Annotated in this window: 12 protein-coding genes; 10 read left to right on the forward strand and 2 right to left on the reverse strand. The window is 56.7% G+C overall.

Annotation, left to right across the window (positions count from 1 at the left end):
• Window positions 1–11: 11 nt before the first annotated feature.
• On the reverse strand, window positions 12–1154 hold the full coding sequence (locus tag AC2FMY_RS06515) for a DUF6456 domain-containing protein (protein WP_496743899.1): 1143 nt from the start codon (window positions 1152–1154) through the stop codon (window positions 12–14).
• Between the two features lie 240 nt (window positions 1155–1394).
• On the opposite strand from AC2FMY_RS06515, the gene AC2FMY_RS06520 reads away from it, so the two are divergent.
• The gene (locus AC2FMY_RS06520) at window positions 1395–1694 is read left to right on the forward strand and encodes a DUF6477 family protein (protein ID WP_480750898.1); all 300 of its coding nucleotides are present in this window, start codon (window positions 1395–1397) and stop codon (window positions 1692–1694) included.
• On the opposite strand, the gene AC2FMY_RS06525 is transcribed toward AC2FMY_RS06520, so the two are convergent.
• The gene (locus AC2FMY_RS06525; protein ID WP_480750897.1) at window positions 1695–3239 is read right to left on the reverse strand and encodes a trimethylamine methyltransferase family protein; all 1545 of its coding nucleotides are present in this window, start codon (window positions 3237–3239) and stop codon (window positions 1695–1697) included.
• Window positions 3240–3485: 246 nt separating this feature from the next.
• Between AC2FMY_RS06525 and guaA the strand changes: the two genes are divergently transcribed.
• The 9 genes from guaA (at window position 3486) to AC2FMY_RS06570 (ending at window position 12713) form a co-directional block, all read left to right on the forward strand.
• Window positions 3486–5045 carry a glutamine-hydrolyzing GMP synthase gene (gene guaA, locus AC2FMY_RS06530; protein WP_496743897.1) on the forward strand — a complete coding sequence of 520 codons (1560 nt, stop codon included), beginning with the start codon at window positions 3486–3488 and terminating at the stop codon, window positions 5043–5045.
• A gap of 118 nt (window positions 5046–5163) precedes the next feature.
• On the forward strand, window positions 5164–6057 hold the full coding sequence (locus AC2FMY_RS06535; RefSeq protein WP_480750894.1) for a DMT family transporter: 894 nt from the start codon (window positions 5164–5166) through the stop codon (window positions 6055–6057).
• A 141-nt stretch (window positions 6058–6198) separates the two neighbouring features.
• Window positions 6199–7365, forward strand: a complete 1167-nt coding sequence (locus tag AC2FMY_RS06540; protein WP_496807150.1) for an OmpP1/FadL family transporter — start codon at window positions 6199–6201, stop codon at window positions 7363–7365.
• A 108-nt stretch (window positions 7366–7473) separates the two neighbouring features.
• Window positions 7474–8370 carry a DMT family transporter gene (locus AC2FMY_RS06545; RefSeq protein WP_496807151.1) on the forward strand — a complete coding sequence of 299 codons (897 nt, stop codon included), beginning with the start codon at window positions 7474–7476 and terminating at the stop codon, window positions 8368–8370.
• A gap of 46 nt (window positions 8371–8416) precedes the next feature.
• The gene (locus AC2FMY_RS06550; protein WP_480750891.1) at window positions 8417–9289 is read left to right on the forward strand and encodes an ATPase; all 873 of its coding nucleotides are present in this window, start codon (window positions 8417–8419) and stop codon (window positions 9287–9289) included.
• A gap of 37 nt (window positions 9290–9326) precedes the next feature.
• Window positions 9327–10244 carry a homoserine O-acetyltransferase MetA gene (gene metA, locus AC2FMY_RS06555; RefSeq protein ID WP_496807152.1) on the forward strand — a complete coding sequence of 306 codons (918 nt, stop codon included), beginning with the start codon at window positions 9327–9329 and terminating at the stop codon, window positions 10242–10244.
• Window positions 10228–11187 (forward strand): alpha/beta fold hydrolase, encoded by a 960-nt coding sequence (locus AC2FMY_RS06560; RefSeq protein ID WP_496743890.1) that lies wholly within the window; start codon window positions 10228–10230, stop codon window positions 11185–11187. The genes metA and AC2FMY_RS06560 overlap by 17 nt, the downstream gene beginning before the upstream one ends.
• 49 nt (window positions 11188–11236) lie before the next feature.
• Complete coding sequence (ppk2, locus tag AC2FMY_RS06565) at window positions 11237–12106, forward strand: polyphosphate kinase 2 (protein ID WP_496743888.1); 870 nt, start codon at window positions 11237–11239, stop codon at window positions 12104–12106.
• Window positions 12099–12713 (forward strand): TetR/AcrR family transcriptional regulator, encoded by a 615-nt coding sequence (locus AC2FMY_RS06570; protein WP_480750887.1) that lies wholly within the window; start codon window positions 12099–12101, stop codon window positions 12711–12713. Before ppk2 ends, AC2FMY_RS06570 begins: the two co-directional genes overlap by 8 nt.
• The last annotated feature ends 11 nt before the right edge of the window (window positions 12714–12724 follow it).

The following is a 12724-nucleotide window of genomic DNA, read 5'->3' on the forward strand; positions in this document are numbered from 1 at the left end:
ACGAAGGCCGGTCAACCGATCAACTGGTCGCTTTCCGCCTGCCCGTCATAGTGCCGTTTCAATCGTTGCAGCGCGATACGCAGAACGACTTTCCCCGAACGCGCCGACCACCCCATGCGTTTTTCTGCTAGCTCCAGCCCCTCAAGATAGCAGCAGCACCGCAATGCGACATCGCTCAACCCCGGCCCCAGATCCGTCAGCGCGCGCGCCACCCTGTCGCGTGCGCGGGAAGCGGCACCGGACCCTGCTTCGCCGTTCACGATTTCTCTGCCGCATCCCGCTGTCAGAAACCTGTCCCAGTTCTGAGTGACATTGGGACCCATTTGCGCCAGTTCGAAGTCTTCGCGCAAACGCTCGCCCGCGCGTACAAGAGCATCGTTGAGAAAGGGCTTTCCTTCCCGGTCACGACGTCTTGCAAGCGCGGCCAATGGGCTTTCGACAGCCGAGTACCGAACCCGACGGGGTCCTTCTTCGTTCAAGCAAGTATCACGCGCCTCAACAACCGCCTTCCGCTGTCCAATGAAACGGGCCGGCATCTCGGCAAAACCACGGTCCTTGCGCGCACGTGCCTGATTTTCATTCTCGGCCAAAAGGCTCCCCAGTGCATTTCGACCGGTTGCAGTGATATGATACCGGCTGATACGTCCGGGCTTGTCGCAAGATATCCAATCTTTCAACGCCAGACCCTGGGCGATTCTGCAGTCGACCACAGCCGTTCTCGTTGCATCGCCCGCTCCGCCATCCCGAACCACGACGGCCTTGTCCATGTCCTCGGCAACTGCCAGGACCGCCCCGGATTCGCAGAGACGCCGCAGGATCCGAACCGCTTCCTGATTGAACAGGTCGGCACTTGACGTCATTTCGCGTTGCTCGGGAGTCCCCAAGGTTCGAGCGGTCGGTTCGGCTCCTTTTCTTTGGCCGAGCGTTGTGAGAGGGGGAAAGTGCTTTTCGGCCAGGGATTGAAGGGCAGCATCGACCAGGGGATCGTCGCGCCGCATTTCGATCTTTCGGATTTGACGCAGTATCGTCGAGGCATGACACCCTGCGGAACGAGCCAAATCCCTGATCGACCGTCCGGCTTCGGTATGGGCAAGGTATCGTTGCGCACCTTCTGGAACCCAAGCCGGAACGGACATTGCAGTGCTATTTTCCATGATTTTGCGCCCTCATCTACGTTGACTCAAATTTCGAATTTGCCCGCGGATTTAAGGTTAACAAAATCTACCTAGAGTTGACTTCGTTACTCGTTCGTTAAAACCACGCGGCGTCAGGTAGAATTCGTTTAAAATGATAAACACTGGTGAAACCAACGAGCGCTTGTATTCATCACGGCGCAACACCCGTTTTAGTTGTGCCATGAACGACGTCATTCCAAACGCATTCATGGAGGCACCATGCAGGACATCACCACGATTTTGTCGACCCTTCGCCGCCCTCGTGTATTGATCAGAGCAGCAAGGCACGGTGCGCAGGAGTACAATCGAAACCGGCACCTGCAAAGGATTTTGGGATATGGGACAATTCCCGGCTCGGGGGCTGCGCTTATGCGTCTGATGGATATGGAGCGGGAAGTGGATGAGCAGCGCCGGTCACGGGACACGGGTTATTCACTGGTCCACCATCTGGACCTGTTGATTGCGCTCATGGGCGAGGCGCAGCTGTACCAAGCCAGCCGCGCCCCTCAATTGTTTTAATTACATAAAGGCATCCGGCATCGACGCTTTCTTTTCCGCGACATAGGCGGAAAGCGCCTCGTGAACCGCTGGGTCCATCTGGGGCTGTTGGTAGTTGGCCAACAGGTTCTCTACCCTCTGCGATGCCAGGGCGCGCGTGTCGCGGGCGCCCTCGTCTTCCCAGGTTTCATAGGGCTTGTAGTCCAACAGCTCGGTTTTCCAGAAGGAATCCTTGAAGTTCGCCTGCGTGTGCGCGCAACCCAGATAGTGCCCGCCCGGACCAACCTCGCGAATAGCGTCCATGGCCTGAGCGTTCTCGTCATATGCGACACCTTTGGCCAGACCGTGCAGAACGCCCAGCTGGTCCGCATCCATGACGAACTTTTCGAAATCGGCGACCAGGCCACCTTCGAGCCAGCCACAGGCATGCAGCATGAAGTTCACACCCGAGAGAAGCCCCATGTTCAGCGAATTCGCCGTCTCATATGCCGCCTGTGCATCCGGCAGTTTCGACCCGCAGAACGACCCGGCCGAACGATAAGGGACGCCAAGGCGACGCGCGAGCTGACCGGCACCATAGGTGATGTGCGCGGCTTCGGGCGTGCCGAATGTCGGAGCGCCGGAATTCATGTCGATCGATGTCACGAACGCACCAAAGATCACCGGAGCGCCCGCACGAACCAGCTGCGAATATGCAATACCGGTCAGAACCTCGGCCAGAACCTGAGTCAGTGTACCGGCGACGGAAACGGGCGCCATGGCGCCGCCGACGATAAAGGGCGACACGATGCAGGCCTGGTTGTTTCTGGCATAGACCTCGAGCGATCCCATCATCACGTCATCGAATGTCATCGGCGAGTTGATGTTGGTGAGCGAGGTCATCACCGTGTTGTTCTGCACGAATTCCTTACCGAACAGGATCTCGCACATTTCAACCGAATCCTGCGCGCGGCTTGGATCTGTGACCGAACCCATGAAGGGTTTGTCACTGAGCGTCATGTGGGCCATCAGCATATCCAGATGGCGTTTGTTCACCGGAATGTCCGTCGGCTCGCACACGGTTCCGCCCGAATGGTGCAACCACTTGGACATGTAGGCGAGTTTCACGAACTTGTTGAAATCGTCCATGGTGGCGTACCGGCGCCCACCTTGCGTGTCGCGCACGAATGGCGGGCCGTAAACCGGGGCCAGAACCATGTTGCGGCCCCCGATGACAACCGATTTCTCGGTGTTGCGGGCATGTTGCGTAAATTCCGACGGGGCGGTGGAGCAGAGCTTGCGGGCCAGGCCGCGAGGAATACGTACGCGCTCACCATCCACATCGGCGCCTGCCTTACGCCAAAGCTCAAGCGCTTCCGGATTGTCGAGGAAATTGACGCCAACTTCTTCGAGAATCGTTTCCGCGTTGTACTCGATGATTTCCAGCGCTTCCTCGTTCAGGATCTCGAAGTTCGGAATGTTGCGCTGAATGTATTTCGCGGTCTCGATTCGGACTGCGGTGCGCTCGGCACGGCGCGCGGCACCGCCGCCTCCACGTGCTCTGCGCCGGGTGTTTGCCTCGGACATGAGAAGTTCCCGTTTTTGGTTAGGTTGGCTTTCATGAATATTTACAGGAACACTTGAACGGCCCGAATGTGGATAACGGCGCTATCGGGGAAAAAGCGACATCGTGTGCGTATGGACGCCAGAACGGGGCAAGAAGCACTCGACATGGCCTCAGCGCATCGCCGGAGACCGAAAAAGGAAGGATGCGACCTCTCGGCAGACAGAAGATTGTTGTCAACACCAGCCACATTTCCTAAAGCGCTGGCTATGACCCAGACATCCCATGACCGCCTTCTCATCATCGATTTCGGCAGCCAGGTGACGCAGCTGATCGCGCGCCGCCTGCGCGAGTTGAACGTCTATTGCGAAATCCACCCCTATCAGACCGTCACGATGGACTTTGTGCGCGAAATGGCGCCAAAGGCCGTGATATTCTCGGGTGGGCCGGACAGCGTGACGCGCGAGGGGTCCCCGCGCGCTCCGCAGGATATCTTTGACTATGGCGTGCCGATCCTCGGTATCTGCTATGGCCAGCAGGTGATGATGCACCAGCTTGGCGGCAAAGTCGAAAGCGGTCACGGCACTGCCGAGTTTGGACGTGCGTATGTTACGCCCGAAAACAGTCTGGACATTCTTGATGGCTGGTTCGCCGATGGCAGGGAACAGGTCTGGATGAGCCACGGCGACCACGTCAGCAAGATCGCCCCCGGTTTCGAGGTCTATGGCACATCCCCGAATGCGCCATTCGCCATAACCGCAGACGTCAGCCGCCATTTCTATGCGGTTCAGTTTCACCCCGAGGTTCACCACACTCCCAAGGGCGCAAAACTGTACGAGAACTTCGTGAAACTGGCAGGTTTCACAGGCGACTGGACGATGGGTGCATATCGCGAGCAAGCCATCGAGGATATCCGCAGGCAAGTGGGCGACAAGAAGGTAATCTGCGGTCTGTCGGGCGGTGTCGATTCCTCGGTCGCGGCGATCCTGATACACGAGGCGATCGGAGACCAGTTGACGTGTGTATTTGTCGATCACGGTCTTTTGCGCAAGAACGAGGCGCAGGAAGTCGTTTCGATGTTCCGCGACAATTACAACATCCAGCTGATCCATGCAGATGAAACAGAGTTGTTCCTTGGGGAACTGGAAGGCCAGTCCGACCCGGAAACCAAGCGCAAGATCATTGGCAGGCTGTTCATCGATGTGTTCCAGAAACATGCCGACACAATTGAAGGCGCGGAATTCCTTGCCCAAGGCACGCTGTATCCCGACGTGATCGAGTCGGTTTCGTTCAGCGGTGGCCCCTCGGTCACCATCAAGAGCCACCACAACGTGGGCGGCCTGCCCGAAAAGATGGGCTTGAAACTGGTCGAGCCCCTGCGCGAGCTGTTCAAGGACGAGGTGCGCGCATTGGGGCGTGAACTGGGCTTGCCGCAAAGCTTCATCGGTCGTCACCCCTTCCCTGGCCCCGGCCTGGCCATTCGCTGTCCCGGGGAGATCACCCGCGAAAAGCTGGATATTCTGCGTGAGGCTGACGCGGTCTATATCGATCAGATCCGCAAGCACGGTCTGTATGATGAAATCTGGCAGGCGTTCGTGGCGATCCTTCCGGTTCGGACCGTTGGCGTGATGGGTGATGGGCGTACTTATGACTATGCCTGTGCGCTGCGGGCGGTGACCTCGGTCGACGGCATGACGGCTGATTATTATCCCTTCAGTCACGAGTTCCTGAGCGAGACCGCCACGCGGATCATAAACGAGGTCAAGGGCATCAATCGCTGCACCTATGACATCACCTCGAAACCTCCGGGGACAATCGAGTGGGAGTGACCTTGAATGCCGGGCAATTTGCCCGGCATTTTTGTTTACGGCGTTGTCACGGCGCCCGATCAGATTTTGCCTTGACCTGATACCAGTTCCGGTCCCTCGTGAGTTCCGGGAGAGGGATATGCAACAGGACGGCATTCAGGTTGGCAAGGCAGCCCTTTGGATGACAGGGGCAATTGCCTCGTTTTCATCGATGGCGGTTGCCGGTCGAGAATTGAGTCTTGCTCACGATACTTTCGAAATCATGATGTATCGAAGCCTGGTGGGTGTTCTCATCGTCTCGATTGTTCTCACAGTGACCCGAAACTGGTCGCAGGTGTCAGCCCGGAGGCTGGGGTTGCATGCCGTTCGCAACACCGTTCATTTCACAGGACAGAACCTGTGGTTTTTTGCCGTAACAGCAATTCCGCTGGCGCAGGTTTTTGCCTTGGAGTTTACGCAGCCATTATGGGTGATCGTTCTGTCGCCCTTCCTGTTGGGTGAGCGGCTGACGCGAGGTCGCGCCGCTGCTGCGATCATCGGCTTTGTTGGTATTCTTGTCGTTGCACGCCCGGGTGCAACACCGCTGAGCATCGGCGTCATGGCTGCCGGGTTGTCGGCGGTGTTCTTTGCGCTGACAACGATCAGTACAAAAAAGCTGACCGGTATCGCCAGCATCGGTTGCATCATGTTCTGGCTGACATTGATGCAACTTATCCTCGGTCTGGCGGCCTCCGGATATGACGGTGCAATCGCTTTGCCTAGCTTGCAATCCGCCCCGTATCTCATCCTCGTCGGGCTGGCAGGCCTGCTTGCGCATTTCTGCATCACAAATGCTCTGGCAATCGCCCCGGCGACGGTTGTTGTTCCCATAGACTTCGTGCGCCTGCCGACGATCGCTGTTATCGGCATGCTACTTTATGGAGAGCAGCTTGATATCTGGGTTCTTGTGGGATCGCTTTTGATTTTTGGCGCGAATTATATGAACATCTGGCTGGAGAAGAGTGGCAGCAAGGCAACAGTCGCCAAAAGGTGAGAAAATCTTAACGCACCGTCAGTGATTGACGGTTCATCTTCAAGACGAATAGTTACCGAACCCAGTCAGATTAACCTGGCGTTCGGAGGATTGCCGTTAAGCGAGTTCAGGTCGCAAATTCGGAGCAAGAGGGAGACAAGAATGAAAATCGCACTTTCAAGTGCGCTGGCGTTGAGTTTGGGAGCAACGGCAGCATATGCAGGCGGTATCGACCGATCTGGTCAGGGCGTGAACATCCTTTTTGAAGAAGGCAATGTCGTGCAATTCCGTCTCGGCTATACAAATCCGGACGTGAGCGGCACGATGCCCAACCTTACGCCGGGGCCAACCTTTGGCCAGCCGGTCGATTCCGGTAATGTTGCCAACGATTTTTTCACGCCGCATCTGGCCTACAAGCGCGAATTGAACGAACGATTGGATTTCGCGCTGATTTATGACCAGCCATTTGGCGCCGATATTGCCTATGCCGCCAATTACCCCCTTTCGATCAACCCCATTCCCGGCGGTCGTTCGGATGTTCTTCGCGCGACGGCGGACACGGACGCAATCACCGCTTTGCTGCGCTACAAGTTTGACAACGGGTTCAGCGCAATCGGTGGCGTTCGCGCGCAGCGCGTCAAAGCGAATGTCGCGGTTCCGATCGCCGCCGGCTACGAGGTGAATACCAGCGCATCGACCGATTTCGGCTATGTGGTTGGGTTTGCCTGGGAACGCCCCGACATCGCGGCGCGCATCGCGTTGACCTACAACTCGGCGATCACTCACGACCTGTCGCAGACGGAATCCCTGAACCCGCCACCGGTTCCGCCCATCCCGCCCGGGTTTGTCGCCTCGTTCGATACCAACAGCGAAATCGAACCCCCCCAATCCGTGAACCTCGATTTCCAGACCGGCATTGCCGCAAACACCCTTTTGTTCGGCAGCATCCGTTGGGTGGACTGGCCGCAGTTGGTCTATAACCCGCCAAACTATCCCCCGACCACCAATCTCGTCGACTACGACGACCCGACCTTTACCTATACCCTGGGTATCGGCAGGAGCTTTACCGAGCAGTTTTCCGGGGCAATCACACTTGGCTATGAGACCTCAACAGGAGGCAGCGTGTCGAACCTTGGCCCGACAGATGGTTTCTGGAGTGTCGGTGTCGGTGGCACCTATACAATGGAAAAAGCAAAGATTTCTGGCGGTGTCCGCTATACGGATATCGGGGACGCGACTGCAAATGGCGCGGGCCCAAATGCCAGGGCCACGTTCACGGGCAACAGCGCCTGGAGCGTTGGCTTCCAGATCACCTACGCTCTGGACTGACGCCCTATCAGCCCAAAAAATCGACGCCCCGTCTGAACAGCGGGGCGTTTTTTATTTCGCATGTTTCGGGTCGCACCTGATTTGGGCGCGTGGCAATACCTGGAAACCATGCAGCAGAAACATCTTTCTCCACAGGCCTGGGCCGAACTGATCCTCTTGGGGGTAATCTGGGGCGCTTCGTTCGTCTCGATCCGCATTGCACTGGATGAGGTGCCGGTTCTGACAACCGTGCTTCATCGCACATTCTGGACCATGTGCGTGCTGTGGATGGTTGTTTTTCTTCAACGTCTTCCGTTACCACGCACGCCGGAGGTTTGGTTGGCCTTTCTGGTGATGGGTCTCTTGAACAACGTCTTGCCTTTTGGGCTGATGGCGTGGGGGCAACTTCATATCGAAAGCGGACTTACCTCGATACTGAATGCCACTACCGCCATTTTCGGCGTCATTGTGGCCGCCGCGCTATTTCGTGACGAACGTCTGACGCCGAGACGGGTGATCGGTGTGGTTTTGGGATTTCTGGGCGTTGCCACCGCTATCGGATTGCACAATCTTACAAATCTCAACCTGAAGAACTCGGCGCAGATCGCTGTACTTGCGGGCGCGTTTTCCTATGCCTGTGCCGGTGCATGGGCGCGTGTGAGGCTTTCACACCTTCCACCCCAAATAGCCGCCGCAGGTATGCTGAGCGGCTCAACCGCAGTTCTTCTTCCTGCGACATTGATGTTTGAGGGTGTTCCGGCTTTCGATCTGCAACCGGTTACCTGGATCGCGATCGGATACTATTCACTGGTCGCCACAGCCGGGGCTTACCTGCTCTATTATCGGGTTTTGTCGACTGCTGGCAGTGGCAACCTGATGTTGGTGACCCTCATTATCCCGCCGGTTGCAATTGTGTTGGGACTGTTTCTGCGCAATGAATCTCTTTCCCCGCAGGCATTTGGCGGCTTTGCGTTGCTGGCCGCAGGCTTGATCATCCTCAAAAAATCCGGACGTAACCGCAATTGACGCCGCCTGCCCCCCGATTTAGCAAGGGCCAAAAGGAAGGTGGGGCATGATTTACGGCTCGGCACAGGATTGGCGTCAGGCGCCGCGCAAGAAGATATTGTTTTTCGGAATGTCGGGACTGGGGAAAACCTATGTCTCGAACATTCTGCGTGATCAGGGGCAATGGTTTCATTACTCCATCGATTATCGCATCGGCACCCGGTACATGGGCGAGTACATTACCGACAATGCCAAAGCCGAAGCGATGAAAATCCCGTTTCTGCGCGATCTGCTGCTGTCGGATTCGATCTATATCGGGTCGAACATTTCCTTCGAAAACCTGACGCCTGTTGCGACCTACCTTGGCAAGCCGGGCAATCCTGCGCTTGGCGGGCTGGAGATTTCCGAATATCGCCGCCGTCAGGAACAGTTCCGTCTGGCCGAGATACACGCCCTGTTGGATACCGAGTATTTCATTGACCGGGCGCAGCGTCTTTATGGCTACCCGCATTTCATCTGCGATACCGGCGGATCGATTTGTGAATGGGTCAATCCCGATGATCCCAGAGATCAGGTTCTTTCCGAACTGTCACGCCATACGCTGATGATCTGGATCAAGGGAGATGACGCCCACACCGAAAGCCTGATCCGCCGCTTTGACAAGGCGCCAAAGCCGATGTCCTATCAGCCCGAATTTCTCAGCAGGGTCTGGGATGAATACCTGGCGGCCAATGACTGTGCCGCCGGTGATGTTGATCCCGATGCGTTCATCCGTTGGACCTATGCCCAGGCCCTGGCACATCGTCAGCCCAGATACGACGCCATGGCCAGAAACTGGGGTATTGCGGTCAGCGCCAACGAGATCGCCGCGATCCGCGATGCGTCTGATTTCGATGAGTTGATCGAGCGCACCCTTGAGAGCCGTGTCCAAGGCACCTAATTAACTGATTTCATTCTAAACGAAAAAGTCCGCACTGATGCCCATCAAGATCCCGTCCGACCTGCCCGCTTATGACGTCCTGACCAAGGAGGGCGTCATGGTCATGTCCGAAGATCAGGCAATGCGGCAGGACATCCGCCCGCTTCATATCGGTCTGCTGAATCTGATGCCCAAAAAAATCCAGACCGAAAACCAGTTCGCGCGATTGATCGGGGCCACCCCGCTCCAGATCGAGCTGAGCCTGATCCGCATGACCGAGCATCAGACCAGGAATACCGCCGCTGAACATATGGAGGAGTTCTATCGCCCTTTTCAGGAGGTCCGGGACGAAAAGTTCGACGGGTTGATTATTACCGGCGCTCCGATCGAGCATCTGGAGTTTGATGACGTCACCTATTGGGAAGAATTGCGGGAAGTCTTTGAATGGACGCAAACCAGCGTACATTCCACTTTTGGCGTGTGCTGGGGCGGTATGGCGATGATCAATCACTTTCACGGCGTCAAGAAACACATGCTGGACGCCAAGGCGTTCGGGTGCTTTCGCCACCGGAACCTTGCCCCGGCCTCTCCCTTTCTGCGCGGTTTCTCGGACGATTGCGTCATTCCCGTCAGCCGCTGGACCGAAATGAAACAAGACGAGATCGACCTGGTTCCCGCCCTGCGCACCTTGCTTGGCAGTGACGAGGTTGGCCCGTGTCTGGTCGAAGACCCCGATCATCGCGCGATCTATATTTTCAATCATTTCGAATATGACAGCGATACGTTGAAACAGGAATACGATCGTGACGTGTCGAACGGAACACCGATCAACGTACCGATCAACTATTATCCGGACGACGATCCGTCCCGAATTCCGCAGAACCGCTGGAGAAGTCACGCGCATCTCCTATATGGTAACTGGATCAACGAAATATATCAGACAACTCCCTTCGATCTGGATGAAATTGGCCGTTAAACTCTTGATATCCATAGGGCTTGCAACCGCAGGCCTGACAGCGCTGGCAACATGGCGTGCAGGCCACCTGGAGGCGCGCGCCGAGGTCGAGTTCCCCCCCGAAGGCGAATTTGTGACCGTGGATGGTGTGCGGGTTCATGCGGTGGTCATGGGCCAAGGTCCGGATGTGGTGCTGATCCACGGCTCGTCCGGCAACACGCGCGATATGACGTTTGCGCTGGCTCCGGCTTTGGCACAAAACTATCGCGTAATCGTTTTCGACCGCCCGGGGCTTGGCTATTCGGAAAGCTTCAACCCCAATGGCGAAAGCATTTTCGAACAGGCAGACATCCTGCAGAAGGCGGCGGCGCAGTTGGGGGCAGAAAAACCGATTGTCGTAGGCCAAAGCTATGGCGGGGCTGTGGCCCTGGCTTGGGCCGTCAGGCACCCTGACAACATTGCGGCGCTGGTCCCCGTGGCAGCCGCATCGAACCCCTGGTCAACGCCCCTAGATCTTTATCACCGTGTCACGTCTCATCCTGTCGGGGGTAAACTTCTTTCCCCGTTGATTACAGCCTTCGTTCCGGAAACTTACATCAACAGTGTGTTTGACGCGGTTTTTTCACCGCAAGCGGTACCCGATGGCTATTTGAGCCATTTTGGTTCCGGGCTTACTTTGCGCAGAGACTCCATGCGGGCAAATGCGAGACAGCGGGCCAATCTATTGGAAGAGATACACGCGCTCTATCCGCTTTATGGTGAAATAGCTGTTCCCACCGAAATCATCCATGGAACCGCCGACGACACCGTCGACCTTGACCTTCACTCCAACTCGCTGTCCCGTCAGATACCGGATGCCAACCTGGCTGTGGTCGAAGACATGGGACATATGCCTCAGGTGGTTTCGGTTCCCGACGTTGTCGCCGCAATCAACCGCGCCGCGGAACGTGCGGGTTTGCGTTAATCGGATTCACATCCCATAGTAAATTCCGGAAAACATTGGGAGACGCCGAATGGCCAAACCGAAAACTGGCGCGATCACCGCGTTTTTTCAGAACGATGCACCCGATGAAATCCGGAAAGCCATCGACAAGGCCGGAAAGGACGACATTCTTTCCCCGTCCTATCCGCACAAGGAGAAAATGAAGGGCAAGCATTACGACCGCGAAATGGAACTGCTGCAGATCGAGCTGGTTAAGCTGCAGGCCTGGGTCAAGGAAACCGGAAAACGGATCGCCATCATCTTTGAAGGGCGCGATGCCGCCGGTAAGGGCGGAACCATCAAACGCTTTCGCGAGAACCTTAACCCGCGCGGTGCGCGCGTTGTCGCGTTGTCGAAGCCTTCTGACGCCGAACGCACCCAATGGTATTTTCAGCGCTACATTCAACATCTTCCGTCTGCAGGCGAGATCGTGTTCTTCGACCGCAGCTGGTACAATCGCGGGGTTGTCGAGCATGTATTCGGGTTTTGCGAGGAAGCCGAGCGGGAACGTTTTTTCCGTCAGGTCGTGCCGCTAGAGCAGGGCCTGATCAACGATGGGATTCAGCTGTTCAAATTCTGGCTCAACGTTGGCCGCGCCGAACAATTGCGCCGGTTTCTCGCCCGGGAAACCGACCCGCTGAAGCACTGGAAGCTGAGCCCCATCGACATCAAGGGGCTGGAAAGATGGGATGCCTATTCCAATGCAATATCCGAAACCCTGACCCTCAGCCATACGGAGGTCAGCCCATGGATTGTGGTGCGTTCAGACGACAAGAAACGTGCGCGGCTGGCCGCAATCCGAACCATCTTGACTGCAATCGACTATGACGAAAAGGACGATGACGCCATTGGTCCGGTCGATCGGAAAATCTGTGGAGGCCCGGAAATCTGGGATGTCTAAACGCGGCTATCACCACGGAAATCTCAAACAGGCTTTGATCGATGCAGCCCTCAAGCTGATCGAGGAAAAGGGGCCGACCGGTTTCACTTTGTCCGAAGCGGCCAAGACTGCGGGTGTCACCCCGGCAGCAGTCTATCGCCACTTCGAAGGGCGCGAAGATCTGATTGCCGAGGCGGCGCGCCAGGGTTTCGAAATGTTCGCCGACCTGATGCAATACGCCTATGACAAAGGGCAACCATCTGCTTTGGCCGCGTTCGAAGCAACGGGACGCGCCTATCTGGCCTTTGCCCGAAAACATCCGGGTCACTACATATCGATGTTCGAAAGCGGAGTATCGTTGAACCGAACCCCCGAACTCGCTGCGGCAGCCAACCGCGCCAAGGCCGTTCTGGAAAAGGCGGCGGCCGATCTGTCGCAGCACATCCCACCCGAAAAACGCCCCCCCGCCTCGATGTTCAGTGCACATATCTGGGCGATGAGCCACGGCGTGGTCGAACTCTATGCCCGAAATACGGGAACAGCATCGCCCTTTCCTCCTGAAGACCTTCTGGAAACCGGAATCGGTATCTATCTGCGTGGATTGGGCCTGATCGCGCCAGATGAGTGAATGATCACAGG

It is taken from the genome of Ruegeria sp. YKSE079 (assembly GCF_059612845.1).

What these genes read in the sequence shown, in the direction of transcription:
- AC2FMY_RS06515 (WP_496743899.1), bottom strand. Translation starts at nt 1,154, where the DNA reads ATGGAAAATAGCACTGCAATGTCCGTTCCGGCTTGGGTTCCAGAAGGT.
- AC2FMY_RS06520 (WP_480750898.1), top strand. Translation starts at nt 1,395, where the DNA reads ATGCAGGACATCACCACGATTTTGTCGACCCTTCGCCGCCCTCGTGTA.
- AC2FMY_RS06525 (WP_480750897.1), bottom strand. Translation starts at nt 3,239, where the DNA reads ATGTCCGAGGCAAACACCCGGCGCAGAGCACGTGGAGGCGGCGGTGCC.
- guaA (WP_496743897.1), top strand. Translation starts at nt 3,486, where the DNA reads ATGACCCAGACATCCCATGACCGCCTTCTCATCATCGATTTCGGCAGC.
- AC2FMY_RS06535 (WP_480750894.1), top strand. Translation starts at nt 5,164, where the DNA reads ATGCAACAGGACGGCATTCAGGTTGGCAAGGCAGCCCTTTGGATGACA.
- AC2FMY_RS06540 (WP_496807150.1), top strand. Translation starts at nt 6,199, where the DNA reads ATGAAAATCGCACTTTCAAGTGCGCTGGCGTTGAGTTTGGGAGCAACG.
- AC2FMY_RS06545 (WP_496807151.1), top strand. Translation starts at nt 7,474, where the DNA reads ATGCAGCAGAAACATCTTTCTCCACAGGCCTGGGCCGAACTGATCCTC.
- AC2FMY_RS06550 (WP_480750891.1), top strand. Translation starts at nt 8,417, where the DNA reads ATGATTTACGGCTCGGCACAGGATTGGCGTCAGGCGCCGCGCAAGAAG.
- metA (WP_496807152.1), top strand. Translation starts at nt 9,327, where the DNA reads ATGCCCATCAAGATCCCGTCCGACCTGCCCGCTTATGACGTCCTGACC.
- AC2FMY_RS06560 (WP_496743890.1), top strand. Translation starts at nt 10,228, where the DNA reads ATGAAATTGGCCGTTAAACTCTTGATATCCATAGGGCTTGCAACCGCA.
- ppk2 (WP_496743888.1), top strand. Translation starts at nt 11,237, where the DNA reads ATGGCCAAACCGAAAACTGGCGCGATCACCGCGTTTTTTCAGAACGAT.
- AC2FMY_RS06570 (WP_480750887.1), top strand. Translation starts at nt 12,099, where the DNA reads ATGTCTAAACGCGGCTATCACCACGGAAATCTCAAACAGGCTTTGATC.